The organism is Kitasatospora sp. NPDC048286, assembly GCF_043201735.1.
In the GTDB taxonomy this organism is placed as follows: domain Bacteria; phylum Actinomycetota; class Actinomycetes; order Streptomycetales; family Streptomycetaceae; genus Kitasatospora.
Genome location: NZ_JBICZE010000013.1, coordinates 24945 through 50767, shown reverse-complemented (window position 1 = coordinate 50767; position 25823 = coordinate 24945). Strand labels below are relative to the sequence as shown.

Below are 25823 nucleotides of genomic sequence, written 5' to 3'. Positions count from 1 at the left end.
GCGATGAGCGCTGCGACGAAAAGCCCCGGCGGCACCGCGAACGCGCCGTCCCCACCGCTGGACCTGGAGAAGCTGTACACCGCCCGGCTGTACGCCGCCCGGGTCCGCCCCTACCTGGCGACGGCCCTGTTCGCCCTCCACCTGGTGGAGTCCCGGCAGGTGCCGACCATGGCCGTGGACCGGTACTGGCGCTGCTACGCCTCGCCGGCCTTCGTCGCCCGCACCCCGGTGGACCAGCTGGCCGGCGTCTGGGTGCACGAGGTCTCGCACCTGCTGCGCGACCACCACGGGCGCGGCGACCGGCTCGCCCGGGAACTCAATCTGGAGGGCCCGGCCGCCCGGCTGCGGATGAACATCGCCGCCGACTGCGAGATCAACGACGACGTGTACGGCGACGGTCTGACCAGCCCGGCCGGCGCCATCAGGGCGGAGATGCTCCAACTGCCGGAGGGGCTGCTCATGGAGGAGTACGTACGCCGGTACCGCTCCCACCCGGGCCACCTGGAGGCGGCCTGGCTGGAGTGCGGCAGCGGCGCCGACGGCCTGGACCGCCCGTGGGACCTCGGCCCCGACGGCGGTCACGGGCTCACCGCCCAGGAGCGCGACGCGGTGCGCTTCCGGGTCGCCGAGGGCATCCGGGGCCGCCCCGGCACCGCCCCGGCGGGCTGGAAGCGCTGGGCCGAGGAGGCGTTCCACCCGCCGCAGCCGTGGCGGCAGCTGCTGGGCGCGGCGGTGCGCTCGGCGGTGTCCGGCGCGGGAGCGGGCGAGGACTACAGCTACGGCCGCCCCGCCCGCCGCTCGGCCGGGGTGCCGGGCGTGCTGCTGCCGAGCCTGCGGCGGCGCCCGCCCCGGGTCTCGGTGATCATCGACACCTCCGGCTCGGTCTCGGACGACGAACTGGGCAGCGCGCTGCTGGAGGTCGCGGCGATCGGCCGGGCCGTCGGCGGCCGCCGCGACCAGGTCACCGTCGTCCCCTGCGACGCGGCCGCCCAGGCCGTCCACCAGCTCTGCCGGGCCGAGGGCATCCCGCTGATCGGCGGGGGCGGCACCGACCTGCGTACCGGCTTCGACGCCGCCCTGCGCGGTCATCCCCGCCCGGACGTGGTGGTGGTCCTGACCGACGGCCAGACCCCGTGGCCCTCCGCCGCCCCGGCCTGCCGCACGGTGGTCGGGCTCTTCCCGAGGCCGATCCGGTACAACGAGAACCGGGCGGAGTACCGGCCGAGCGCCCCACCGCAGTGGGCGCGGGTGGTGACCATCGGCTGAGCGGGCGTCCGGTCGCGGCCGTGCGAGGATCGGGCAGGTGACGGACACGGGGCCCCTGGCCAGGGCGGCGACGGAAGGGGACAGCTCGGTGACGCGGACGGCGGTGGCCGGCGCGGAAGGCTTCGAGCCGGACGAGCACGTACGGTTCGCGCGGTACCGCAGGGCCTTCGCGGAGGTGGCGCCCGAGGACGCGGCCGGCCTCGCGGCCCGGGTGCTGACCGACCCGGAGCACTCGATGGCGAGCTGCGCGGTCTGCGAGTACCTGGACCGGCGGGCGGCGGAGCTGCTGACGGAACCGGGCTTCCCGGCCTGGCACCGGGAGTTGGCCGACGCCACGGCGGCCGACCCCTTCGCCGGCCGGCGCCTGCGGGACTGGGCGCTGCTGCGGGCGATCACCCTGGACGAGCCGTGGGAGGAGGAGCAGCTGTCCGAGGCGGACACCTGGCTCCAGGCACGCCTCGCCGAGGAGTCCTCGGCGAGGCGCGTGCTGGACCTCCTCGCCGAGCGCGGCCGTACCCGGCGCACCCGCAACATCGCGGCCTCCCGCCTGCGGCGCCGCCGGTAGCGGGCGTTGCCGCTGGAGTGACCAACCGCGGGCGGAAGGACCGGCCGCGGCCGGAGTGACCAACCGCGGCCGGAGGAGCCACCCGCCGGCGGAGGGACCGGCCGCCGGCCCCTCCGCCCGCGGCGGGCGCTCAGCGGACCATGGCCGCCAGAACGTCGCGCCAGTCCTCGCCGGGTTCGGGGGCGAGGGGGCCGGCCAGGGTGTCCGCCCGGTAGTGCCAGGGGCGGTGGAGTTCCTCCTCGGCGTCGGGGGTGGCGGCGACGGGGCTGTCGGAGCCGAGCAGGCGGACCAGTTCGGTGGTGAAGTCGGCCCAGGAGACGTGTCCGCTCACCGCGTTGACGACCCGGCCGGCGGCGGGGTGGTCCGGGGTGAGGCAGGCGGTGAGGGCGCGGGCCAGGGCGGCGGAGTGCACCCAGGAGGCGCCGTACCACGCGTCGGCGGGCGGCACCGCGATCGGCAGGCCGGCCAGGGCGGCCTGGTAGAGCGGGCCGGTGGCGCCCCAGCGGAGCTGGTCGCGCAGGCGGTGGTGCGGGCCCCAGACGATCGGCGCGCGGACGGCGGTGGCCTGGCCGCGGCCGGTGGCGGCGGCCTCGAAGAGGATCCGCTCGCAGTCCAGCTTGGCCTGCCCGTACGGGGTGACGGGAGCGCCGCTCGGGCCGCCCTCGGCGACTTCGGTGCCCGCCGGGCGGCCGTACGCGTCGATGCTGCTGACGAAGACGAACGGGCCGCCCCGCCAGCCGTCCACCAGGGCGCGCATCGCGGCGAGGTCGGTGGCGTGGTCGGTGAAGGTGCAGGCGGAGTGGATGACGGCGTCCACGCCCTCGACGGCCCGGCGCAGGCTGTCGAGGTCCCCGAGGTCGCCCTCCGCCACCTCGGCGCCGTTCAGTGCGGGCAGGTGCGCGGACTCGGGCCGGACCAGCACCCGGACCGGTCGGCCCTGGGCCATCAGTTCCTGGAGCACGGCCGCGCCGACCCCGCCGGTGGCGCCGGTGAGCAGGACGGTGCCGGTGCGGGCGCCGGTGGTCCGCGGGCGGGCGCCGGCCCGGGCGAGGGCGGCGCTGCGCTCGTCGGCGCGGGTGGCGAGCAGGGCGGCGAGGGCGCGCGGGGTGCGCTGTTCCAGGATGTCGAGGCCGGTGAGCGGCAGCCCGGTGCGGGTGCGCAGGCGTTCGGCGAGCTGGACGGCGACCAGGGAGTGGCCGCCGAGGGCGAAGAAGTCGCCGTCGGCGGGCGCGGTGGTGCCGAGGAGTTCACCGAACTCCTGCCGTACGACGTCCAGCGGGCCTTCCTGCGGCGGAGCCTGGTCGGACGGCGGAGCCGGGCGGTCGGACAGCGGCGCGGCGCCGGGCAGCCGGTCGCGGTCGGGGGTGCCGTCGGGGTGGCGGGGCAACCGGTCCACCAGGGTGACGGCGAGCGGCAGTTCGCCGGCCGGGAGGCGCCCGCGCAGGCCGGCCCGCAGGTCGGTCCCGCTCGGGACGACCGGACCGCGCACCACCGCGTAGGCGAGCGGCGGGCCGCCGGGGTTGTCGACCACGGCCGCCTCGACCACCGCGGGGTGGGCCGACAGGGCTTCCACGACCGGGTGTTCGGCGATCGTCAACCGCTCTCCGGGCAGGTCGGACAGCCGCCGCCGCGGGTCGCCGGCCACGGCGGTGAGCAGTGCCGCGAAGGCGTCGAGCAGCCGGGCGGCGGTGTCCTGGTCCAGCGCGTCCCCGTCGTGCTGCAGCAGGCAGCGCGGCTCCGGGCCGTCCTCCACCAGCAGGGTGAGGCCGAACTTGGCCAGCCCCAGGTCGAGTTCAACGTTCTCGGTGTCGAGGCCGGGCAGCACCAGCGGGTCGACGTTCTGGACGAGGTCGCAGCTGACCGAGAGCAGCGGGGTGCCGTCCGCGCCGCGCGCGGCCGCGCCGAGCCGCTCGACCACCAGGTCAAGGGGCACCTCGTGGTGCTGCTGCGCGTCGAGCAGGGCGGTGCGGACCAGGCCGAGCAGTTCGGCGAAGGTCGGGTCCCCGGACGGATCCGCCCGCACGGCGAGGGTGTTGACCGCGAGTCCGACGGTCCGGCGGAACTCGGGCCGCGCGCGGTGGCCGCTGGCGCAGCCGAGGACGAGGTCGTCCTGCCCGGAGGCGATGTGCAGTGCGGCGAACGCGGCGGCCAGCACGACGGTGAACAGCGTGGCGCCGTGCCGTGCGCCGAGGACGCGCAGCTCCTCCAGCACCGCCGGCTCCAGCGGCGCGGTGTGCAGCACGGCGCGGCGCTCGCGGGCGCCGGGCGGGACGGGCCGCAGCAGCGACAGGGGGCGCGCCCCGGACAGCCCGGCCGCGAGGGTGTCGGCGGCGGCCGTCAACTCGGCGTCCCGGGCGCGCTCCTGGCGGGCGTAGTCGGCGTACGACGGGGCCGGGGCCGCAAGCCGGTCCGGCACGCCGTCGCGCGCGGCGCGGTACAGCTCGGCGAGGTCCTCCGCGACGAACCGCAACGCTCCACCGTCGATGGCGATGTGATGGATCGTCAGCAGGAGCGTGTGGTCCTCGGGCCCGTGCCGCAGAAGCACGGCGCGCAGCACGGGCCCGGTGGCGAGGTCGAACGGCCGGGCGGCCTCGGCTGCGAGCTGCTCCGGTCCGGTGGCGTCCAGCACCGGCAGCGGCACCGGGGTGACCGGGTCGACCTGCTGGTACGGCTGGTCGCCCCGGCGCGGGTAGCGGGTGCGCAGGACGGCGTGCCGCTCGGTCAGGCCGGTGAGCGCGGTGGCGAGGGCCGCCCGGTCGAGCGGGCCGCGCAGCCGGGTGGCGACCGGCACGTTGTAGAGGGCGCCGCCCTGGCCGAGGTGGTCCATCAGCCACATCCGCTGCTGGGCGTGCGAGAGGGGGGCCTGGTCACCGTCCGCGACGGGGCGGGCGGGCGCGGCGGCGGGTGTGGCGGCGGCGCGGCGGCCGCGGGCGCGGCGCAGCAGGTCGGTCTGGTCGACGGTGCTCATCGGTCGGCTCCCGGGGTGTCGTCGGCGGCGAGCAGGGCGCGTTCCAGCAGCTCGGCCTGGGCGGCGACGGTCGGATGGGCGAGGAAGTCGGCGAGCGACAGCTCGACCCCGAGGTCCTCGCGCAGGTCGTCCACCACCCACATGGCGAGCAGCGAGTGCCCGCCCTCGGCGAGGAAGTCGGCGGCCGGGTCGGTGATCGGGCGTTCCAGGGCCCGGCTCCACGCCTCGGCGACGACCTGCTGGATCGGGCCGAGTTCGGCCTCGGCGGACGGCTGCGCCTCGGCCGGACCGTCGGCGGCCAGCGCCCGCCGGTCCACCTTTCCGCTGCCGGTCAGCGGCAGCGCGGCGAGTACGGTCCAGGCGGTGGGCACCAGGTGGGCGGGCAGCTGCTCGGCGAGGCGGGCGCGCAGCGTCTCGACGGCCGGGCGGGCGCCCTCGGCGAGCACCAGGCAGGCGGTGAGCGCGGCGTCGGCCTGCCCGGGCCGGCGGACCACGACGGCCGCCTCGGCGACCTCGGGCAGCTGGAGCAGCGCGTGCTCGACCTCGCCGGGTTCGATCCGGAAGCCGCGCACCTTGACCTGGTCGTCGGTGCGCCCGTGGTACTCCAGGGAGCCGTCCGGCAGTCGGCGGACCCGGTCGCCGCTGCGGTAGGCGCGTCCGACGCCCGGCAGTTCGCGGAAGCGCTCGGCGGTCAGCTCCGGCCGGTCGAGGTAGCCGAGGGCCAGCCGGTCGCCGGCGATCCACAGCTCGCCGACGGCGCCCGGCGCCACCGGCGCGAGCTGCTCGTCCAGGACGTGGGCGCGGGCGCCGCCGAAGGTCCGGCCGATCGGGACGGAGCCGGCGCAGTCGGCGCGGGTGATCCAGTGCAGGGTGGTGAAGGTGGTGGCCTCGGTCGGCCCGTACCCGTTGACCAGTTCGAGCCAGGGGAAGGCCCGCAGTACGGCGCCCGCGTGCTCGGCGGAGATCGCCTCGCCGCCGACGACGACGGTGCGCAGCACGCCGAAGACCCGGGACCGCCGGGCGGCCAGGTGGTGGAAGAGCGCGGTGGTGAGGAAGACGGCGGTGACGCCGAAGCGCTCGACGTCGCGGACGAGGTCCTCGGCGCTGGGCCGCTCGGCCGGGGAGACGGCCACGGCGGCGCCGCGGGCGAGCGGGGTCCACAGTTCGAAGGTGGCGGCGTCGAAGGAGACGGTGGAGTGGAGGAGCATCCGGTCGCGCGGGCCGAGGGCGACGGTGTCCTCGGCGGTGACCAGGTCGGTGACGGCGCCGTGCGGGACGAGGACGCCCTTGGGACGGCCGGTGGAGCCGGAGGTGTAGTAGAGCAGGGCGGGCGCGGCCGGGTCGGCGGCGTCGGGTGCCGTGCCGTCGGTGGCCTCGGTGCCGCGCTCGGTCAGCACGAGGGTGCGCTCCTCGGGGAGCCCGGCCTCGGCGAGCAGGGCCTTGTCTCCGAGGACGAGCCGGACGTCCGCGTCGGCGGTCATCTCGGCGATCCGGGGGCGCGGGTAGGAGGGGTCGATCGGGACGACGAGCGCGCCGGCCCGCCAGACGGCGAGCTGGGCGACGACGAGCCGGGTCGAGTGGGCGCACAGCAGGCCGACGGCACTGCCGGGGCCGATCCCCCGGGCGGCCAGGACGGCGGCCAACCGGCCTGCGGCGTCGACGAGTTCGCGGTAGGTCAGGACGGTGGAGCCGTCGGTCACGGCGAGCGCGTCGGGCCGGAGTCCGGCCTGCCGGGCGATCAGTGCGGGCACGGGCAGCGCGGGCAGGGTCGCGGCGCTCAGGCCGGACGGGTTCGCGGGGGCCGAGGCGGGCGACGTAGCGGCGGGCGAGGTCGCGGTGGTCATGGTGGTGGTTCCCTTCCGGGCGCCCCGGCCGGGTGGGCCGGGGCGCCGCGCTGAGGAGGTTCGGGCGGGGTCAGGCGGTGGTCGTCAGCTCGGCCACCCGCTCCTCGACCAGTCGGGCGACGGCCCGCAGGTCCGGCTGGCGCAGCACCAGGGGAGCGCGCAGCCGGACGCCGTACTCGTTCTCCAGAGCCTCCAGCAGTCTCGCCGCGGCGAGCGAGTTGCCGCCCGCGGCCAGGAAGTTGTCCTCCGGTCCGAGGTCGCCGCGGCCGATCAGCTCGCGGCAGAGCTTGAGCACGGTGCGCTCGACCGGGGTGCTCCCCTCCTCGCTCGGGGCCGTCTCGTCCTGGCCCGCCGCCGGGGCGTCGGCCAGCAGGGCCTGGCGGTCCACCTTGCCGTTGGCGTCCAGCGGGAAGCGCTCCACCAGCCGGACGGCGGAGGGCACGGCCTGTTCGGGCAGCCAGGGGCGGACGGCGTCGAGCAGCGCCGCGGGGTCGGCGCCGTCCTCGGCCTGGACGAAGGCGAGCAGTCGCGCCCCACCGGTCGGCGCCTGCTCGGCGGCGACGACCGCCCGCCGCACCTTCGGGTCGCGTTCGAAGGCGGCCTCGACCTCGGCGGGTTCGATCCGCACGCCGCTGACCTTGACCTGGTCGTCCAGGCGGCCGTGGAACTCCAGCACGCCGTCCGCTCGCATGACCACCCGGTCGCCGGTGCGGTAGACCCGGTCGGTGCCGACCACGCCGGCGGGCGCGTCGACGAAGCGGCGGGCGGTCAGCTCGGGGTCGAGGTACCCGGCGGCCAGGCCTCGGCCGCCGATCCGCAGCTCGCCGGCCGTGCCGCGCGGCACCGGCCGGCCGTCCTCGTCGGTGACCAGGAGGACGGCGCCGTCGATCGGCAGGCCGATCGGCGGGGCGCCGGCGCCGTGGTCGCCGCCGGGGGCCATGGTGTGCATGGTGGTGGTGACGGTGGCCTCGGCGGGCCCGTACGCGTTGTGGACGGTCGCGGTGACGTCCGGCCCGGGGGCCAGGCGCAGCCGGTCGCCGCCGATCACCAGGTGGCGCAGCGCCAGGCCGGCGGGCCAGGGCCGGCCGAGGACGGGCTCGGCCAGCGGGGTGGGCAGGATGGACGCGGTGATGCCGGCCTCGCGCCACCAGTCGGTGAGCGCACCGGTGTCCCAGCGGACCGCCTCGGGGGCGACGACCAGGGCCGCACCGGAGGTGAGGCCGGCCCACAGCTCCTGCAGGTGCGGGTCGAAGGCGACGCCGATCAGCAGGCTGTGCCGCTCCCCGGGGCCGAGGCCGGCCAGCCCGCGGTACCACTGGAGCAGCGCGCCGAGCGCGGGCTCGGTGACGGCGACGGCCTTCGGGGTTCCGGTGGAGCCGGAGGTGAGCACCGCGTAGTGGGTGCCGACCGGGACGCGTACCTGCTCGCCGGGGTTCAGGGCGGCCACCACACCGGGGGTGGGCAGGTCCAGCGCCAGCCGCTCGCCGCCGGGCGGCAGCAGGTCCGGCTCGCCGACCAGGCAGGCCGGGCGGAGCTGCTCGGCGACGGCGCGAAGCCGGCGCTCGCCGGGGCGCGGGCCGAGCGGCAGGTGGACGGCGCCGAGCTTGGCGGCGGCCAGGGTGACGGCGACCAGCGAGACCGAGTGGGCGAGACAGACGCCGAGCAGGTCGCCCGGGCCGACCCTGCCGCGCAGCGCCTCGGCCACGGTGTCGGCGAGGCGGTCGAGTTCGGCGTAGCTGTGGACCTGCTCGCCGTCGATCAGGGCGGGGGCGTCGGGGGTGCGGTGCACCCAGGTGGTGAACAGGTCGAGCACCGCGCCGTCCTGGTGCGGACGGCCGTAGGCGATGCTCAGGCCCTCGGTGCTCGGGGCCTTGGTGGTGTCAAGGTGTTCCATCATCATCTCCAGGAAGGTGGCGAACGTAGGTGACGAACCGTCAGTTCAGGCCCATCGAGCGGGCGATGATCACCTTCTGGACCTCCGAGGTCCCCTCGATGATCGTGGTCATCCGGACGTAGCGGTACAGGAACTCCAGCGGGTGCCCGCGCACCCAGCCGGTGGCCCCGTGCACCTGGAGCGAGCGGTCCACCGCGCGCACGGCGGTCTCGGAGGCGGTGAGCTTGGCGAGCGCCGCGTTCTCGGGCGACTCGGTGCCCTCGTCGACCAGCCGGGCGCAGGCGAGGGTGAGCAGCTTGGAGGCCTCGACCTCGGCCAGGGTGGCGACCAGGTGCTCCTGGACGTGCTGGTACTCGCCGATCACCCGGCCGAACGCGCGCCGGTCCTTGGCGTACTCGACACCGATCCTCAGCGCGTGCTCGGCGATGCCGTTGCACATCGCGGCGACCACCAGCCGACCGCGCGAGAGGCTGTCGATGGCGAGGGCGGTGGCCGCGCCGACGCCCTCCTCGCCGCCGATGACGGCCTCCGGGCCGACGGTGACCCCGTCCAGCAGCAGCTCGGACAGCGGCTCTCCGGACATGCCCTCGTACCGCTGGCCGAGCCGCAGTCCGGGCTGGTCCATCGGCAGCACGAAGGCGGTGGCGCCGCCCGTGGGCCCGGCGCCGTCCCCGAGGTCGGTGGCGGCGACGACCAGCGCGATCCCGGCGTGCTCGGCGTTGCTGACGAAGGTCTTGCGGCCGTTGAGCACCCAGCCGTCGCCGGTGCGCACGGCGGTGGTGGCGAGGCGGAACGCGTCGGAGCCGGCGTTCGGCTCGGTGAGGGCGAGGCAGCGGGTCTGCTCGCCGCGCACCAGCGGAACCAGGTGGCGCTCGACCTGTTCGGGGGTGCCGTGCCGCAGCAGCGGGCTGGGCCCGTCGGCGCCGGCCAGCGCGTACGGGGCGAGCACGCAGCCGCTGCGCCCGGCGGCGTGGTGCAGCAGGACGACGGCGGTGAACGGCATGCCGGCGCCGCCGAGTTCCTCGGGGTAGTCGCCCGCGTAGAAGCCGAGGGCGGCGGAGCGCTTGCGGACGTAGGTCCGCAGGTCGGCCGGGACCTGGTCGGCGGTCTCGGGCAACTCGGCGGCCAGCGGGACGAGTTCGCGGCGCACGAAGCTCTCGAAGGCCTCGACGAGTTCGCGGTGGCCGTCTTCCAGGACGGCGGAGGGGGAGCTCACTTGGCACCTCCGGTGAGGGCCTTGGCCTGGTCGGCCAGCACGGCGTGGCGGAACAGGGTGCGCAGCGGCGGGCGGCTGCCGAGGTGCGGCTCCAGCTGGGCGGCGAGCTGGGCGGCGAGCAGCGAGTGGCCGCCGACCTCGAAGAAGTGCGAGTCCGCGGTGAAGCGGTCGTGGCCGAGCACCTCGCGCCAGGCGGCGGCGATCAGCCGCTGGCCGGGGTCGGTGAACTCGCTCGGCGTGCTCTCGCCCGCCTCGGGGGCCTCCTGGGCCTCGTCCGCCAGTCGGGCGAGGGCGGCCCGGTCGGGCTTGCCGCCGGGCAGGGTCGGCATCGCGGCGACGGCCGTCCAGCCGGCCGGGACGAGTCCGCCGGGCAGCCGGCGGGCGAGCGCCTCGTGCAGGGCGGCCTGGTCGGGGCGGTCGGAACCCTCCAGGAAGCCGACCAGGCGGGGGCCGGTCCGCGGGTCGGTGTGCAGCAGCACCGCGCAGGAGCGGCCGCCGAGTTCGGCGGAGGCGGCGGCCTCGATCTCCTCCAGCTCGATCCGGTGGCCGCGCAGCTTGACCTGGTTGTCGGCGCGGCCGAGGAAGCGCAGCCGGCCGTCCAGGTCGCGGAAGCCGCGGTCGCCGGTGCGGTAGACGCGGGCGTCGCCGAGCGCGGGGACGGTCACGAAGCGGGCCGCGGTCGGCTCCGGCAGGCCCAGGTACCCGTCGGCCACCATGGCGCCGCCGACGACGAGTTCGCCGACGCAGCCGGGGGCGAGCGGGCGCAGGGTGTCGTCCAGGACGTGGACCAGCACGCCGCCGAGTTCGGCGCCGAGCGGGATCTCGCCGTCCTCGGCGACGTCGGCGGCGGTGACCTCGTACACGGTGGAGGTGACGGTGGCCTCGGTGACGCCGTAGGCGTTCAGCACGGTGGTGGCCTCGGTCAGGCCGGCCAGGGCCCGGGCGGGCAGCCGCTCGCCGCCGAGCACCAGCAGCCGGGGCGTCCAGCGGCCGTCGCCCAGCGCCTCGCGCAGGTCCTCGCGGACGGCGAGCAGGTAGCTGGTCGGCAGGTTGGCGACGGTGACGCCGCGGGCGGCCAGTACGGCCACCAGCTCGGGGCCGGTGGGCACCTCGCGCTGCGGCACGACGAGGGCGGCGCCGGCCGCGAGGGCGGGCAGCACCTCCTCCAGGGCCACGTCGAAGGACGGCCGGGCGAACAGCAGCACCCGGTCGGCGGAGGTGAGTTCGTAGCGGTCGACGATCGCGGCGACGTACCCGGCGAGGGCCTCGCGGCCGACCTGGACGGGCTTGGGCACGCCGGTGGAGCCGGAGGTGTGGATCAGGTAGGCGGCGCCGTCCAGGACGGCGGCGGGCTCGGCCTTCGGGAAGGCCGGGCCGTCCAGCAGCGCCGGGGTGAAGCCCTCGGCGGGCAGCGCGAGCGCGCTCTGCCGGGTGGCCAGGACGAGTGCCGGGTTCAGCCGCTCCAGCAGCAGGCCGAGCCGGGCGGCCGGGTCCTCGGTGGACAGCGGCGCGTAGACGGCGCCGTGGCGCAGGCAGGCGAGCAGGGCGACCACGCTGTCGGCGCCGCGCGGCAGCACGGCGGCCACCGGCTGGCCCGGCGCGACCCCGGCGGCGCGCAGCCGCTCGACCACCTCGGCTACCCTGCGGTCGAGTTCGCCGTAGCTGATCCGCTCGGTGCCGGCCATCAGGGCGAGCGAGGCCGGGTCGTGGGCGGCGGCCGGGTCGAGGGCGGCCAGGGCGATCGGGGCGACCGGGGTGGCCTGCGCAGCCTCGGGCGCGGGGTCCAGGTCGGCGATCGGCACCTGCGGGCGGTCCAGGTAGCAGCGCAGCAGCTCCAGCAGTCGCTCGGAGAGCAGCACCGCGTCGGACTCGCGGAACAGGTCGGCGTCGTAGTCCCAGACCAGGGTCATCCCGGCGGCGCCGTGCTTCTCGCCGACCACCCGGCGGTCGTCGGGCAGCAGCACCAGGTCGAGGTCGAAGCGGGTGGTGCCGGTGTTGAAGCCCTCGTACAGCGAGACCTCCAGGCCGGGCGCCTGGACGTCGGGCAGGGCCGCGTCGTGCGCGCTGAACATCACGTTGAACAGCGGGTTGTCGGCGCCGGTGGTGTGCAGTCCGAGCCGGCGGGTCAGCTCCTGAACCGGAAGGTCCTGGTACGGCAGCGCGCGCAGCAGGACGTCGGTCACCTCGTCGACGGCCTCGGTGCCGGGGGCCGTCGGGTCCAGCCGCAGGCGCAGCGGGACGGTGTTGACGAACATGCCGACGGTGCTCTCGAAGCCCTCCGGGCGGTTGCCGACGGCGGTGCCGATCACCAGCTCGCGGTGGCCGCTGTGCCGGCGCAGCAGTTCGGCGAACAGGGCGAGCAGGGTACTGAACGGGGTGTGGCCGTCCACCTTGCTGCGCTCGCGCAGCCGCTCGGCCAGGTCGGCGCCGATCGACTGGCGCAACTGGCCGCCGCGGTGGCGCCGTTCGGCGCGCGGCCGGGCCAGCCCGGGCAGCGTGACCTCGCGCGGCGCGTCGGCCAGCTCCCTGGTCCAGAAGTCGAGTCCGCGGTCCCGGGGGAGGTCGGCGGCGGCGCGGGCGTGGTCCTCGTACGAGGGGGCGACGGGCAGCTCGTACGGCTCGCCGAGGACGGTGGCGCGGTAGACGGTGAACAGGTCGCGCAGCAGGATCGCGAAGGAGTGGCCGTCGTGGACGAGGTGGTGCTCGACGTGGATCAGCCGGTGGTGGTCCTCGGCGAGCCGGACCAGGTGCCAGCGCAGCACCGGTGCCCGCCCGGTGTCCAGCGGCTCCTCGGCCTCGGCGGCGAGCAGCCGGCGGAAGGCGGCCTCCGGGTCCTGCTCGGTGCTGAAGTCGCTCTGGCGCAGCTCCGGTTCACAGTCCTCGGCGACCCGCTGGCCGGGCAGCCCCTCCGGGCTGGGCACCAACTCCAGCCGCAGGCCGGGGTGGTGGGCCAGCACGGCGGCGAGGCCGGTGTGCAGCGCGTCCCGGTCGAGGGTGCCCCACAGGTCGAGGACGGCGGTGAAGTTGTAGGCGCGGCTGCCCGGCAGCATCTGTTCGTGCAGCCAGACGATCTCTTGCGACGGCGTGAGTGCGAACATGGTCGATTCCCTTGTGTGGTGGGCGTGTCGGCACTGCTGTGGCCGGAAGCGGGCGTGGGGTGTTCCCGCGTCGGCCGGTGGGCCGGGCCGCACCGGGGTGAGGTGCGGCCCGGGGCCCGGGGATCCCGTCCGGCGGCGTGCAGGACGCGCGCGGGCGGGCGTGGTGGGTCCGATGTGGTGGATCCGGTGTGGGAGTTCGGGGCCCGCGGGGTGGGCCGGCAGCCTGGGGCGTGCGGGCGCGGGCGTACGAGGCGGGCTGGTTCGGAGCGGGTGGGTTCGAAGGGGCGGGCCCGGGAGGGCGGGGCGTGTTCAGGCGTGCCCCGGAGGGCGGGGCGTGTTCAGGCGTGCCCCGGAGGGCGGGGCGTGTTCGGGCGGGCCCGTTCACGCCTGCCGTGTTCGGGCAGGCCGGTTCAGGCCTGCGGGAGCGGGGACGGTCGGGCGTGCAGGTGGTGCCGCAGCACGGCGAGCAGTTCACCGAAGGCCGCGTGGGCGTCGGCCTCGGGGAAGCGGTCGCGGTCCCAGGCCAGCCGGATCAGCAGGTCGTCGCCGTTCGAGGCGGAGACGGCCAGTGGCGCGGCGAGCGGGCGCCCCTCCAGGTGGACCTCCCGGCCGGCGGCGCCGCCGAGCACCAGCGGCGGGCGGCGGTGCGTGTCCTCCATGGTGAGCAGGGCGTCCAGGGCGCCCGACCAGGGGGCCCCGGCGGTGCGGGCGGCGCGGACCACCTCGTCGAAGGGGGTGCCGGCGTGGTCCAGGTCGTCCCACCAGGCGTCCGCGAGGGCGTCCAGGTCCGTGGACCGCTCCGAAGTCGCCGGGTGCACCAGGGTGTTGAGGAAGCAGCCGAGCACGGTGGGCACGCCCACCGGTCGGCCGCCCCACGGGTAGCCGAGTGCGAGCTGCGCTCCCCCGGCCTCCGCCCGGTCGGCCCCCACTGACTGGTGGACCCGGTGCAGGGCCGAGCCGACCGCGTCCAGCAGCGCCGGGAAGACGGCGCCGCGGGCGGCGCCGTCGGCGGCGGGCAGCCGCTCGGTGAGCATGCCGGTGGACGTGGCGGCGCTGCCGCCCGCCCCGGTCAGGCCGCCCAGCCGCCGGCCCCAGTGGGCCTGCGCGGCGGGGCCGCCGGCGGCGTCCTCGGCGGCGAGCTGCAGTTCGACGGCCTGCCGGAAGTCGGCCAGCGCCTGGGGGGCGGGCCCGTCGGCCGGCGCCTCGTCCTGCTCGTGGGCGGCGCTGAGCTCGGCGGTGAGCACGCCGAGCGACTGCTCGTCGCAGGCGGCGTGGTCGAGTGCGAGGGCGAGCAGTTCCTCGTCCCCGTCCGGGTCCGCGGCGACCAGCAGGCGCAGCGCGGGTCCGTCGGCGGGCCAGTCCAGCAGGGCCTCGCGCAGCGCCGCGCGGGCGGTGCCGCCGGGGGCGACGGCGATCCGGGCGACCTCGGCCGAGGGGCCGCCGGCGCGCAGCACGGGTGTGCCGCGCACGGTTGCGAAGCCGCCGCACAGCGCCGGGTGGTGGGCGGCCACCGCGGCCGCGGCGCGGGCCAGTCGGTCCAGGTCGAGGGTGCCGCGCGGGTAGGCGAACAGCAGCGGGACGATGTCGGTGCGGCTCTGCGGCGCGAGCCGGCGGGTGATCAGGAAGCGCCGCTGGGCGCCGGTCAGCGGGAGCAGCTCCACCGGGGATTCGGCGGCGGCTGAGCGGTACCGGGCGAGGTAGGCGGCGGTGATGCTGGCGTGCACGGGAACGGTCTCCGGTTTCCGGTCGCGGCTCGGGTCGGGGATCGGTCGGGGGGATCGGCCGGGAAGTCGGCCAGGGGGATTCGGCCGGGGAAGTCGGTCAGGGGGTTCGGCCGGGATTCGGCCGGGGCGTTGCTCAGGTCCGGGTGGTACGGGCGGGCCGACGGTCAGGGCGCGCTGGGGCTCACGGCACTCTCCTCGTCGGTGGCGCCCTTGGTGACGCCCTTGGTGACGCCCTCGGTGACGCCCTCGGTGACGCCCTCGGCAGCGTCGCTGCCCGAGGCCTGGCCGCCCGTACGGTCGGGGCCCGGCAGCTCGCGCATCCGGCGCAGCGGCGAGAGCAGCAGCGGCAGCGGCACCAGCAGGAAGCCCGCGGCGCAGAGCCAGAGCGCGGTGCGCGGCCCGGCCGCGTCGGCGACCAGGCCGCCGACCAGGGCGCCGATCGGCAGGGTGCCCCACACCAGGAAGCGCATGGTGGCGTTCATCCGGCCGAGCAACTCCGGCGGGCAGACGCTCTGGCGGAAGCTCACCTGGGCAACGTTGTAGGCCACCGCGCCGAACAGCACCACCCCGGAGGCCAGACCGAAGAGCACCACGCCCGCGCCGCTGCCGGACAGCGGCCACAGCAGCGCGAACGGCGCCGTCACCACGGTGGACACCCAGATCAGCCGGGCCTGCCCGATCCACCGGGCGAGCTGCCCGGCGCACAGCGCGCCGGCCAGTCCGCCGACGGCGGAGACCGACAGCAGTACGCCGATGGCGCCCGGCGACAGGTCGAGCACCCGCACCCAGAACACCGTCTGCACGGCGGTCAGCACCGCGGAGAACAGGTTGGACGTGGCGGTGGCGGTCGCGATCGCCCGCAGCAGCGGGTGGCCGAGCACGAACCGCACGCCCTCCCCGACCTCGGCGCGCAGCGAGCGCCCCGGCGCGGGTTCCGGTCGCGGCTCCTCGGCCTTGATCCGGACGAGCAGCAGCGCGGAGGCCAGGTAGCCGCAGGCGTCGGCCACGATGGCGAGCGGCGCCCCGAGCAGTTGGACCAGTCCGCCGCCGAGGCCCGGCCCGGCGATCTGCGCCGAGGAGCGGACCGTCTCCAGCGCCCCGTTGCCGCCGACCAGCTGCTCGCGCGGCAGGACGGCGGGCAGGAAGGACTGGTGGGCGACGTCGAAGAACACCGTCGCCACCCCGGTGACCAGCGCCACGACGTAGAGCTGCGGCATGGTCAGCACCCCGAACGCGGCGGCCGGCGGGATCGACCCCACGGCCAGGCAGCGCACCACGTCGGCCCGGATCAGCACCGGCAGCTTGCGCATGCGGTCCAGCCAGGCGCCTGCCGGGAGTCCGACGAGCAGGAAGGCGGCGGTCTCGGCGGCGGTCAGCAGGCCGACCTGGAACGGCGTGGCGTCGAGCACCATCACCGCCACCAACGGAAGGGCGACCAGGGTGACCTGACTGCCCGTCTGGGCCGCTGCGGCGCCGGTCAACAGGAGCCGGAAATCGCGGTGGCCGAGCAGACGGGCCTGGTGGGAGCTGGGCTTCTCGTTCATCGGTGCGACTCTCGGTCACCCCTTCGACACGGGGCAAGCACCAGGTTCGTTTCCGGACGGACCGCAGGTCGGCCGAATCCCGCCACTCCCCCGGCCGACCCTTGCACGCTCCTTACGGCGGCCTCCCGTGCTGCCGCGCCACCCGCGGTGCCCGTCGGCCTAGGCGGCACCGGCCGACGGGCACTCCGATCACCCCCGGGCCCGCCCGTCCATTTTCTTGTCCGATATTCGGACGCAAGTTTTCCAGCCACCGGACGGCGGCCGTCAACTTGGCCGGATTCCATGGAGTGCAGCCCCACCGACACCTCATCGTGATACCGGCGTGACCGAAGCGAGCCGTAGAAGGGGATCACCGGGCGGGTTACGAGCCGCTCCCGGAACCCGGCCGCCACCGAAACGGGCCGCCCGGGCCGGGGCCGCGCCGCCGCACGCTTCGACTACCCGTCCGTCTCGGCCCGCGCCCGCGCCCGCACCTGCGTCCGTGCCGGTCCCTGTGCCGACGCCCGCGCCGTCCGGTGGGTGATCGCCAGCACCGCCATGTCGTCGTCCCTGGGCCCGCCGGTCCACCGCCCGACGTCCGCCACCAGCGCGTCCAGCACCTCCCCCGGCCCGGCGAACGGCCCCAGCGGGGCCAGGCCGAGCACCGGGTCGTAGAACTCCCCCGCCGCGTCCCGGGCCTCGGTGACCCCGTCGGTCACCAGCAGCAGCGTGCACCCGGCCGGAAACGGCCGGCTCTCCGGCGCCGGACGCGCCCCGCCCAGCCCGCCCATCCCCAGCGGCAGCCCCGGGTCCGCCGCGTCCAGCCGGCGCACCGGCGGCGCGGCCCCGCCCGACGGGTACGGGCCCAGCAGGTACGGGCCGGGGTGCCCGCAGTCGAGCGTGCGCACGCTCTCCTCCCCCGGCGGGAACTCGACCAGCAGGGCGGTGACGAACCCCTCCAACCGCAGCTCCTCGCTCATCCGCTCGCTCTCCCGCAGCAGCGAGCCCTCCAGCGCGTCGGCGAGCGCGGACAGGTCCGGCAGCCGGTGGGAGTCCTCCCGGAAGGCGCCCAGCAGCACCGAGACCACCCCGACCGCGTGCAGTCCCTTGCCCCGCACGTCGGCGATCAGCCCGCGCACGCCGTACGGGGTGACCTGTAGCGCGTACGCGTCCCCACCGATCAGCGCCTCGTCCTGGGCGGCCCGGTAGCAGGCCGCGACCGACAGTCGCCCGACCCGCGCGGGCGGCTCCGGCAGCACGGCCCGCTGCGCCGCCTCGGCCACCGACCGCACCCGCGCCAACCGCCGGCCATGCCGGGCCACCACGCGGTTCACCCAGATCCCGAGCAGCGCCGCGAACGTCGTGTTCGCCAGCTCCAGGTAGCCGGCTCCGGTCCCGAGCGATCCGTCCTGGGTGGACAGCACCAGGATGCCCAGGACGTTGGCCGCCCCCACCGCGACGGTGTCCCGCAGCGCCAGCAGCGCCCCCGCCAGCACGGCCGCCGCCGCGAGCAGCGGGTCGCCCCAGTAGTCGGTCGGTTCCAGCGCGTTCCACACCAGCCCGCCGGCGGTCAGCAACCACGGCGCGACCCGCACGTACGGCGGCCACTGCACGGACCTCGGGGCCATCGGCGACCTGGCTTCCGTCTCACCACCATCCGGAAGGACTTCTTCCGATCGTAGTCACGGCCCCCCGAAACCCGCATGACGGCCGCCCTGGCCCCGCTCTGGGGTCTCTCCTCGAACAGGCCGCGGAGGTGAGTCCGACGACGGACCGCCGGCCTCGGCCGCTCCCGATCCGGATCCCCGAGGAGGACCCGATGTCCATCTTCGCCACCTGGCTGTACCTCGGCGACGACAGCCACAGCAACGGGCCCGCCCCGAGGATCTACCAGGGCTCACACGTCAGCCCCGCCGACGACGACCCCCGCGGGGGCTGGCTGGAGCTCAGCGTGATCCCCAACCACTGCCATCCCGACGTGCGGTTCAGCGGCCTTCCGGAACCCGAGGGCGGTTGGCCCGTCCCGGTGGAGCACCTCCGGCTCGGCCTCGGCCGGCCACCGGAGGACGGCTCGCAGGGCCCGGGCTCCGCCGCGACGGTGATCCTGGACCGCGCCCAGGCCGAGCTGTTGCACGCCGCCCTCACCGAGTGGCTCCAGACCCGGCAGAGGTGAGGACGCGCACTCACCCGCCGGCGACGAACCGCCCGGCGCCGGGCCCCGTCAGCAGGCCCCCCGGGACCCGACGTCCGTAGGCCACCAGCAGCAGGTGCTCCGCCCGCCCCTCCACGGTCAGCGGCCCCTCGCCGTGCGACCAGCCGGTGTCCGTCGCCACCAGTCGGACGCCGTCCAGTCGGGCCCCGAAGAACCGCAGGCCGCGTGGGGTGAGGGCGGACAGCAGGGCGGCCGCCCGGGGCAGCGGGAGGCGAGCGGGCAGGCCGAGCGCCACGGTGATGTCGAGCCCGTGGACGGCGTCGTGGGCGAGGGCCGCGATCCGGCCGCCGACGGGCGGACGCCAGGGGTGGTCGGCGTGGTCGGCCAGGGCGGCGGCGAGTTCGCGCTCGCTCATGGCGGCCGCGTCGCGGCGGGCGATCCGGTCGGCCATGCGGTGCAGGTTGCCGCCGGAGCGGGCGAGTTCGACGGCCGTGCGCGTCGTCGAGTACCGGAAGCCGGTGCTCATGTGCGCCGCCACCTCGCGAACCCGCCAACCCGCGCACAGCGAGGGCGAGTTCCACTGCTCGGGGGTGAAGGCGGCGAACACCCGAGCGAGTTCGCGGCGCTCGGCCGCGATCTGCTCGCGGATCCAGTGGAGCTGCCCGGTGTCCTCGTTGCGCGGCACGGTTTCCATGCCTCCAGCCTGCGGCCGGAACCGTACGCCCGTCCAAGAGCGGAAAGTTCTGGCACTTATGATCGGGAGTTATGGAACTGCGGCAGCTCCGGTACTTCGTCACCGTCGCCCAGCACGGCAGCTTCACCCGGGCCGCGCAGCTGCTGCACCTGACCCAGCCCGGGGTGAGCTCCCAGATCCGGCAGCTGGAACGGGAGCTGGGCCACCGGCTGCTCGACCGCTCGGGCCGCACCGTGCGGCTCACCCCGGCCGGCGAGGCGGTGCTGCCGCACGCCCGGGCGGCCCTCGCCTCCGCGGCGGCGGCCCACCGCGCGGCCCAGGAGTTCGGCGGGCTGCGGCGCGGACACGTACGACTGGGCATGGTCGCCGGGGCGGCCCTGACCCCGCCGTCCGAGCTGGGGACCTTCCCCGGGCTCGCCACCACGCTCGCGGCGTTCCGCCAGGAACACCCCGGCATCGACTTCTCGCTCGCCGAGGACACCACCGCGCGGATGCTCACCGCCCTGCGCGAGGGCCGGCTGGACCTCGCCGTCGTCGGCCTGCCCGCCCCCGCGAGCGGGCGGGAGGGCGACGACGGCTGGTCAGCGCTGACCGGGCTCGCCCTGCACACGGTGCTGGAGATCCCGCTGGTCGCGGCCTGTGCGGTGGGGCACCCGCTCGTGGAAGGGGCGGGTCCTGATCCTGGCCCCGGTCCTGCTCCTGGTCCTGGTCCTGATCCTGCCGACGCCTCGGGCGCGGCATCGGGCCCAGGCCCTGCCGTCGGCTCCGTCGGCTCCGTCGGCTCCGCGCCCGGCTGGCGGTCGCTGCCGGTCGCCGCGCTCGCCGGGCACGCCCTGCTGAGCACCCCGCGCGGCACCGGTCTGCGCACCGCGCTGGAGAGCGCCCTGGCCGAGGCCGGTGTCGAACCGGCGGTCGGCGTCGAGGCGGCCGCGCCACCGCAGTTGGCCGAACTCGCCGCGCACGGCCTGGGGGTGGCCGTCGTACCGGACCCGGGCCCGGTGCCGGGTCTGCGGGTGCGCCCGCTGACCGACCCCGTCCCCCGGGTCCGGATCGCGCTGGCCTGGTCGACCGGGCATCCCGCCTCCCCGCCGACCGCCGCCCTGGTGGCCCACCTGCGGCAGGCCTACCCCGGGCCTGCCGCCGCTCAGCCTCCGGCCGGCACCGCCGCTCCGCCGGTGGCGGGCAGCACCGCCGCGCCGTCGGCGACGTGAAGCAGCGCGTCCGCGCCGTCGAGCACCTCCCGGTCGAGCGGGAAGTAGCCCTGCCGCGGGACGGTGTCGGTGCGCGTACGGGCTTCGACCGGCAGTGCGGTGTCCGTCAACTCCCAGACCACACCGCGTTCTTGCAGGTGGGACTCGTACGTCCCCGGCGCCGGCTCGGCCAGCCCGATCGCCTCGCTGCGCCCCAGGCTCCCGGCGACGAAGGCGTATCGCTCGCCCAGCAGCGCGGCCACGATGCGGCCCGCCCCCGACCACCGGCAGTCCAGCTCGCCGAACGACCAGGCGCTCGGGTTCCGTTGCAGGTGCAGGTTGTGGGAGAAGACCAGGGTCGGTCCGCGCCGGGCCTCGACCGTGCGGATGTCGAGCAGGTTCCGCGCCATCAGCGCGTCCCGCACCCCGGACAGGGCGCTGACCCGGTCGCTCGTCGTGAGGCCCGGGACCGCCGACTGCGCGTGGTAGCGCAGCAGTCCGATCCCGGCGGTCAGCCGGGTGCGGGCCGCGAACCACTCCGCGGACGAGGTCGCCGCGATCAGTTCCGGTGCCCGCATGTCGAGTTGGAGGAGGAGGTCGTCGGCAAGGCAGCGCAGCCGCGCCGCCTCGGCGGTGCCGCCGGGCGACTGTTCCGGGTCCATCACCGCCTCCGTGCGGCTCCAGCGCTCGTCCTCACCTGCCAGACGGGCGAGCTCGAGGTCGAGGTCGAGCCCGAGGTAGTCGCGGGCGTGTTCGAGGTAGCGGCGCGGGCTGGGTGCGCTGGTGGTCTCGGCCGGGATGTCGAAGCCGTGCAGGGCCAGTCGCTCGCGGGCCGGCCGTTCCCGGTTGAACTCCCTCATCCAGGCGACGAGTCGGCGGTTGGGTTCGAGGTCCCCGAAGCCGTGGGTGAAGCCGTCCCGCATCGCCGAGTCGAGGGTGCCGACGCCCTCCCGGACGTAGGCGTCCACGGCGAAGGCGGCGACCCGGTCGGTCTCCAGGGCGATCGACCGGAAGCCCCGGTCGACCAGTCGGGCGAACAGCTCGTTGCGGACCAGCCCGAACGCCGGCTCCTGGTGGGTCGGCTCACCGAGGCCCAGAAGCTCGCACGCCGGAGTGACGAAGTCATGCATGTCCTGGTTCATGGACCTCAAGCGTATCCTTGAAGGAACGGTTGAGACTTTTCCCGTCACCGGCGCTCAGCCGCGGCAGAAAGCCTCAAACGGTCCCGAACAATCGATCGGCTCCGAACGCCCAACCGGCCCGGAACGGGAGACGACCATGCGACCCGCCGACCTCGCGCGCGAGCACGGCATCTCGACCCAGGCGATCCGCAACTACGAGCGCGACGGCTGCCTCCCGCCCGCCGAACGCACGCCCACCGGATACCGGATCTACACCGAGCAGCACGCGGCCGCCCTACGCGCCTACCTCTCCCTCGTCCCGGCGTACGGGCGCGCGACCGCCGCCAGGGTGATGACCGCCGTCCATGCCGACCGGATCGGCGACGCCCTCACCGAACTCGACCGGGGCCACGCCCAGTTGCTGCGTGACCGGGAGACCCTCGCCACCGTCCGCGAGGCCGTCGGCCACCTGACCGGCGGCACCCGCCCGGCCGGCGGCACCACCGCCGGAACCGGACTTCCGGCGCTGCCCGGCCCGCGCTCCGTCGGCGAGGTCGCCCACCGGCTCGGTGTCACCCCCGCGACCCTGCGGGCCTGGGAGGCCGCCGGCATCCTCGCCCCCGCCCGGGACCGCGCCACCGGCCACCGCCGCTACCTTCCGTCCGACGTCCGCGACGCCGAACTCGCCCACCTGCTCCGCCGGGGCGGCTACCTGTTGGACCGCATCGCCGCCGTACTGCGGCAGATCCGCACGGCGGGCGGCACCGGCGAGCCGGCCGCCGCCCTCGACGGCTGGCAGCAGCGCCTCACCACCCGGGGCCTGGCGATGCTCACCGCCTCGGCCCGCCTCGACGACTACCTGAGGCTGCGCCCCGAGACGCCCCGACGGGGTTGACCTGCGTCCTCGCCGTCGAGCGGGTCGTGGCCGCCGTCGAACATGCCCAGCGCGGCGGGGACCCGGAAGCCCTCCTCGCCCCGTTCCACCCCGAGGCGATCCGGGCCCACGGGTGTCGGTGACGGCCGGTAGGGTCCTTCGAGTCGCCACCCACCACCCACCAACCGAGACCCGCCGTACCGTTCGGAGGACACCTGTGCCCGCGCTCCACGACTTCGCCACCTGGGAGCCGCTGCTGACGCTCCTCCGGGCCGTGCATCCCGACCGCACCCGCCCCGTGGTGGGAAGCATCAGCCGGACGGGGTGGAGTCTGCCCCTGAGCCGGCAGCGGCCCGTCGGCGAGGCCATGGCGCCGGTGCAGCGCGCACTCGTGGAGGCCGGCAGCCACGAGGCGCTGTTCGTGGCGGACGTCTCGCCGGGCGGGCAGGCGGTCCTGCACGTGTTCGGCACCAGCCCAGCCGTGGAGTACGGCCTCCGGAACCCGAGCCCGGGCACGCTCGTCCTGGTCGAGGACGCCGTCCCCGAACCCTGGCGCCGCCTGCCCGACCCGATGCCCGGGGCGGTGCCGGCGCCGTCCGCGGACCCGGCCCTGCTGGAGCGGACGCTGCGCGAGAGGCTCCCCGACGCCGTCGGTGCGACCGACGAGGAGATCGCCGCCACCGAGGAGCGGCTCGGCGTCGCACTGCCCGAGGAGCTCAAGGCGTTCTACCGGGCGACCAGGGTGCGCCCGGCCGGTCCGGACGGATCCGGCGACTGGGAGGCCGACTTCGCGGAACTGCGGGCCGCCGAATCCGCCGTCGGCTGCGAACTCTCCTCCCTGGAAGACCTGTTCGCCCTGGACGCGGACCGGCGGCCCTGCCCGTGGCAGTTCGCGGCGACGGAGGCGGTCGTCACCCCGCCCGACTCCGCCGTCCAGGGCCTGGTCGGCTCGCCCGGCTGGATCGTCTTCGGCAGCAACGGCGGTGACATGTTCGCCGTCGACCTGACGCCCGGCCCGCGCGGCCACCTCGGACAGGTCATCCTCATCGACCACGAGCAGAGCATCGGCGCCGAACCGTACGGCGAGTCCCTGACGGAGCTGATCCTCAACGGCTTCGAGAGCAGCGGCCCGACCCGCCGCCGGGAGCGGCGGTCGCCGGCCATCGCCCGGGTCGGCGACCACCACGACCTGGCCGACCTCGAATCCGCCGCGCACCCCGACCTGGAAGTGGTGCGGATCTTCCATCACAGCGGCGCGCCCCTCAGCCTCGCCCCCATCGTCGGGCTGCCCCGGGTCCGCACGTTCACGGCACTCCCCGGCACGCTCGCCGACCCGCTGGAGATCACCGGGCTGCCCGGGCTGGAATTCCTCTCCCTCGGGCCCGACGAGTGGCGCGTCCTCCTCGACAACGGGGCGGTCCCCCGCGGACTCTCCGCCGCCGACGTCGAGGCGCGCGGAAACGAGCACCCGGTGGCCGTCGTGAGCGTGGTCAACGACCTCCTCGCCCTCTGGGACCGCCCGCCGATCCCCCACACCATCGTCGAGGGGAACCTCGCCCCGTCGGACCTGCCCGACAGTTGATCCCACGCCTGTGATCTCGTCCAGGGCTCCCGGGATCCGCCGGGACAGCCCAGCTCAGACCCCGGTCACCCACTCACCGTGCCCGTACGATCACGCTGGGCCGACGAACAATTGTTCCGTCTCCTTGAAAACCAAACCGGTAGGTACGTATCTTACGAGCCCTGAGCAGCCCACCCCGCCCGTCACGGTCCCTCGGAGTGCTCCCCATGACTCTGCTTGCCTCCCGCACGCCCACACCCGCCCTCGCCATCGAAACGGACTCCGCACCGCTCCTCGACCCGGCCGCACCAACAACCCCGGCACCCTGTCCGACCAGTACCGTCGCCAAGGAGTACGTCCACCGGGTCTGCAGCGCCGAGGTCTTCCTCACCGGCAGCGAGCAGCTGACGGACACCGCCTTCACCGTCACCGCGCGGTGGCCGCGCGCCCACACCTTCTTCAGCACCCCGGACGGCACCCGGCACGACCCGCTCCAAGCTGCTGAAACGATTCGCCAAGCCGGCCTCTACCTCGCCCACACCCGATTCGGCATACCGCTCGACCACAAGTTCATGATGTGGAACCTCGACTACACCACCCGCCCGCACCAGCTGCTGATCGGTGCCGCGCCGACCGACCTCACCCTGGACGTCCAGCTCCTCGCCCGGCCGCGCCGCTCCGGCAGCGCGGTCGACTTCACGCTGGAAACCGTCGTCCGACGGGGCCCGCAGCTCGCCGCCACCGGGCACACCCGCTTCACCACCGTCCCGGACTCCACCTACCAGCGGCTGCGCCAGGGACGCCACGACGCCGAGCACCCGTCGACGCCGCTCGTGACCGCCGAACCGCTCCCGCCGGCCCGGGTCGGCCGACTCCGCCCGTGCGACGTCGTGCTGACCCCGGCGGACGCCCCCGGAAGCTGGCACCTCACCCCCGACTTCCGGCACCCGACCCTCTTCGACCACGCCAACGACCACATGCCCGGCATGGTGCTGCTGGAGGCGGCCCGGCAGGCGGCCAACGCGCTGAGCAGCCCGGCCACCATCACCCCGGCCGCCGCGGCCACCACCTTCCACCGGTACGCCGAACACGACGCCCCCACCACGATCACCGCCCGGCACACCCCCGGTGAGACCCCGGACGCCGTCACCATCACCGTGACCGGCCACCAACACGGCGAGCCGATCTTCACCACCGTGCTCACCGACCACCCGGACCACCACTGACCCGGCCACCACCGACCCCGCCACCACCGCCGCACCGCCCGAACGGCCCGCCCGACCCTCCCGGTCCGGCGGGCCGTCCACGTGCCGACGGCTTGCCCAATACGCGACTGGCTCGACGAGGAGCACAGGCCAAACGATCGGCGCACACTGCTCGAACTCGCCCGGGACGCCCACCTGGCCGAGGTCGTCGAGCTCTCCCCAGGCATCCGCGCCCGCCACGGGAACCCGGACCCGCCCGAGCTGAGCCGCTCCGGCTCTGTTCACAGGCCTGTACAAAGAACTTGCGTGGCACGGTCACGTTGAGTAATGGACTGGGGGGCATGCCGCTCGGCTGGTTAGGCTCCCGCTACAGGTGGTCCGGTGTTGGTGATTGAGTTGGCCGAGGCGGTTCCGGCCGCAGTTGTTAAGCGACTCCGGGGTTTCCTGGTGGGATCGTCAGCCTGCTTCGAGGAGAAGCGCCCTGGCGGCTATGACCTCAACGTCTTCGCCGACCGACTCGGCGCCCCGGACCCAGGGGAAGTCGACGGTCGCCGGCCATTCCTGGTTTATGCAATGGGTCCCGGAATCGGCGACGAGGAGACCTTCGAGGCCGAGCACGCGGACGGCCCCGATCTGGAACCCCTCATCGGCTTCAGCCCGACACACGCTGTGGATGTCATCGCCGGGTGCAACAGACCGATCGATCACCTCGCCACGGCCCTGCTGACGGCTGCCATCATGGACGTGGTCGGCGGCGTTGCCAACGCTGAGCTACCGGATGACCAGGTTGCAGTCGTGGACGGACTTCCGGGTGTGCTCGCGATGACGGACGGCCCGTTGCCGGCCGTGTTCGGCACGGCGGAATTCCTGCGCGCGTGGGCTGCTCAACCGGGTTTCAGGCTTCTCAAACAGTCGGCGGCGAGAACGT

17 protein-coding genes and 1 pseudogene are annotated in these 25823 nt (G+C 75.6%); 8 read left to right on the top strand and 10 right to left on the bottom strand.

Going from position 1 to position 25823, the window contains the following annotated elements; genetic code table 11:
• Positions 1 to 3: 3 nt before the first annotated feature.
• Together ACGF13_RS28590 and ACGF13_RS28585 are read left to right on the top strand one after the other, a co-directional pair.
• On the top strand, positions 4 to 1266 hold the full coding sequence (locus tag ACGF13_RS28590) for a VWA-like domain-containing protein (protein WP_392880396.1): 1263 nt from the start codon (positions 4 to 6) through the stop codon (positions 1264 to 1266).
• Between the two features lie 37 nt (positions 1267 to 1303).
• Entirely contained in the window at positions 1304 to 1831 is a 528-nt protein-coding gene (locus ACGF13_RS28585; protein ID WP_392880393.1) for a hypothetical protein, read from the top strand.
• A 130-nt stretch (positions 1832 to 1961) separates the two neighbouring features.
• Here ACGF13_RS28585 and ACGF13_RS28580 read toward each other — a convergent pair whose 3' ends face one another.
• From ACGF13_RS28580 to ACGF13_RS28545, 8 genes are all read right to left on the bottom strand, one after another.
• The gene (locus ACGF13_RS28580; protein ID WP_392880391.1) at positions 1962 to 4799 is read right to left on the bottom strand and encodes a condensation domain-containing protein; all 2838 of its coding nucleotides are present in this window, start codon (positions 4797 to 4799) and stop codon (positions 1962 to 1964) included.
• The gene (locus ACGF13_RS28575) at positions 4796 to 6643 is read right to left on the bottom strand and encodes a non-ribosomal peptide synthetase (RefSeq protein WP_392880390.1); all 1848 of its coding nucleotides are present in this window, start codon (positions 6641 to 6643) and stop codon (positions 4796 to 4798) included. Before ACGF13_RS28575 ends, ACGF13_RS28580 begins: the two co-directional genes overlap by 4 nt.
• 70 nt (positions 6644 to 6713) lie before the next feature.
• Positions 6714 to 8537 (bottom strand): AMP-binding protein, encoded by a 1824-nt coding sequence (locus ACGF13_RS28570; RefSeq protein ID WP_392880387.1) that lies wholly within the window; start codon positions 8535 to 8537, stop codon positions 6714 to 6716.
• A 40-nt stretch (positions 8538 to 8577) separates the two neighbouring features.
• Entirely contained in the window at positions 8578 to 9753 is a 1176-nt protein-coding gene (locus tag ACGF13_RS28565) for an acyl-CoA dehydrogenase family protein (protein ID WP_392880384.1), read from the bottom strand.
• On the bottom strand, positions 9750 to 12851 hold the full coding sequence (locus tag ACGF13_RS28560; RefSeq protein ID WP_392880381.1) for an amino acid adenylation domain-containing protein: 3102 nt from the start codon (positions 12849 to 12851) through the stop codon (positions 9750 to 9752). Before ACGF13_RS28560 ends, ACGF13_RS28565 begins: the two co-directional genes overlap by 4 nt.
• Positions 12852 to 13261: 410 nt before the next feature.
• Positions 13262 to 14575: a non-ribosomal peptide synthetase gene (locus ACGF13_RS28555; protein WP_392880378.1), complete on the bottom strand. Its 1314-nt coding sequence runs from the start codon at positions 14573 to 14575 to the stop codon at positions 13262 to 13264.
• Between the two features lie 164 nt (positions 14576 to 14739).
• A complete protein-coding gene (locus ACGF13_RS28550) occupies positions 14740 to 16119 on the bottom strand; it encodes an MFS transporter (protein ID WP_392880376.1) in 1380 nt (459 codons plus the stop codon).
• A gap of 437 nt (positions 16120 to 16556) precedes the next feature.
• Positions 16557 to 17726 (bottom strand): PP2C family protein-serine/threonine phosphatase, encoded by a 1170-nt coding sequence (locus ACGF13_RS28545; RefSeq protein WP_392880374.1) that lies wholly within the window; start codon positions 17724 to 17726, stop codon positions 16557 to 16559.
• 191 nt (positions 17727 to 17917) lie between these two features.
• On the opposite strand from ACGF13_RS28545, the gene ACGF13_RS28540 reads away from it, so the two are divergent.
• Complete coding sequence (locus ACGF13_RS28540; RefSeq protein ID WP_392880372.1) at positions 17918 to 18271, top strand: hypothetical protein; 354 nt, start codon at positions 17918 to 17920, stop codon at positions 18269 to 18271.
• Positions 18272 to 18281: 10 nt separating this feature from the next.
• Here the strand turns inward: ACGF13_RS28540 and ACGF13_RS28535 are convergent, their stop codons facing one another.
• The gene (locus tag ACGF13_RS28535; RefSeq protein ID WP_392880370.1) at positions 18282 to 18944 is read right to left on the bottom strand and encodes a maleylpyruvate isomerase family mycothiol-dependent enzyme; all 663 of its coding nucleotides are present in this window, start codon (positions 18942 to 18944) and stop codon (positions 18282 to 18284) included.
• 71 nt (positions 18945 to 19015) lie between these two features.
• Between ACGF13_RS28535 and ACGF13_RS28530 the strand changes: the two genes are divergently transcribed.
• Positions 19016 to 20155: a LysR family transcriptional regulator gene (locus ACGF13_RS28530; RefSeq protein ID WP_392880368.1), complete on the top strand. Its 1140-nt coding sequence runs from the start codon at positions 19016 to 19018 to the stop codon at positions 20153 to 20155.
• Here the strand turns inward: ACGF13_RS28530 and ACGF13_RS28525 are convergent.
• A complete protein-coding gene (locus ACGF13_RS28525) occupies positions 20089 to 21276 on the bottom strand; it encodes an erythromycin esterase family protein (protein ID WP_392880366.1) in 1188 nt (395 codons plus the stop codon). The genes ACGF13_RS28530 and ACGF13_RS28525 overlap by 67 nt on opposite strands.
• 136 nt (positions 21277 to 21412) lie before the next feature.
• On the opposite strand from ACGF13_RS28525, the gene ACGF13_RS28520 reads away from it, so the two are divergent.
• The 4 genes and pseudogenes from ACGF13_RS28520 to ACGF13_RS28505 all read left to right on the top strand — a co-directional run.
• Positions 21413 to 22150, top strand: coding sequence for a TioE family transcriptional regulator (locus tag ACGF13_RS28520; protein ID WP_392880363.1), 738 nt, complete (start codon positions 21413 to 21415; stop codon positions 22148 to 22150).
• 196 nt (positions 22151 to 22346) lie between these two features.
• A complete protein-coding gene (locus ACGF13_RS28515) occupies positions 22347 to 23711 on the top strand; it encodes an SMI1/KNR4 family protein (RefSeq protein ID WP_392880360.1) in 1365 nt (454 codons plus the stop codon).
• A gap of 206 nt (positions 23712 to 23917) precedes the next feature.
• The gene (locus ACGF13_RS28510; RefSeq protein ID WP_392880358.1) at positions 23918 to 24916 is read left to right on the top strand and encodes a ScbA/BarX family gamma-butyrolactone biosynthesis protein; all 999 of its coding nucleotides are present in this window, start codon (positions 23918 to 23920) and stop codon (positions 24914 to 24916) included.
• Between the two features lie 360 nt (positions 24917 to 25276).
• A pseudogene (locus ACGF13_RS28505) lies at positions 25277 to 25792 on the top strand (DUF6368 family protein); the annotation flags it as partial.
• Positions 25793 to 25823 lie beyond the last annotated feature (31 nt).

Coding starts and splice junctions, on each gene's coding strand:
- ACGF13_RS28540 (WP_392880372.1), top strand. CDS start 17,918: ATGTCCATCTTCGCCACCTGGCTGTACCTCGGCGACGACAGCCACAGC.
- ACGF13_RS28525 (WP_392880366.1), bottom strand. CDS start 21,276: ATGAACCAGGACATGCATGACTTCGTCACTCCGGCGTGCGAGCTTCTG.
- ACGF13_RS28530 (WP_392880368.1), top strand. CDS start 19,016: ATGGAACTGCGGCAGCTCCGGTACTTCGTCACCGTCGCCCAGCACGGC.
- ACGF13_RS28550 (WP_392880376.1), bottom strand. CDS start 16,119: ATGAACGAGAAGCCCAGCTCCCACCAGGCCCGTCTGCTCGGCCACCGC.
- ACGF13_RS28575 (WP_392880390.1), bottom strand. CDS start 6,643: ATGACCACCGCGACCTCGCCCGCCGCTACGTCGCCCGCCTCGGCCCCC.
- ACGF13_RS28590 (WP_392880396.1), top strand. CDS start 4: ATGAGCGCTGCGACGAAAAGCCCCGGCGGCACCGCGAACGCGCCGTCC.
- ACGF13_RS28535 (WP_392880370.1), bottom strand. CDS start 18,944: ATGGAAACCGTGCCGCGCAACGAGGACACCGGGCAGCTCCACTGGATC.
- ACGF13_RS28520 (WP_392880363.1), top strand. CDS start 21,413: ATGCGACCCGCCGACCTCGCGCGCGAGCACGGCATCTCGACCCAGGCG.
- ACGF13_RS28560 (WP_392880381.1), bottom strand. CDS start 12,851: ATGTTCGCACTCACGCCGTCGCAAGAGATCGTCTGGCTGCACGAACAG.
- ACGF13_RS28545 (WP_392880374.1), bottom strand. CDS start 17,726: ATGGCCCCGAGGTCCGTGCAGTGGCCGCCGTACGTGCGGGTCGCGCCG.
- ACGF13_RS28580 (WP_392880391.1), bottom strand. CDS start 4,799: ATGAGCACCGTCGACCAGACCGACCTGCTGCGCCGCGCCCGCGGCCGC.
- ACGF13_RS28510 (WP_392880358.1), top strand. CDS start 23,918: ATGACTCTGCTTGCCTCCCGCACGCCCACACCCGCCCTCGCCATCGAA.
- ACGF13_RS28570 (WP_392880387.1), bottom strand. CDS start 8,537: ATGGAACACCTTGACACCACCAAGGCCCCGAGCACCGAGGGCCTGAGC.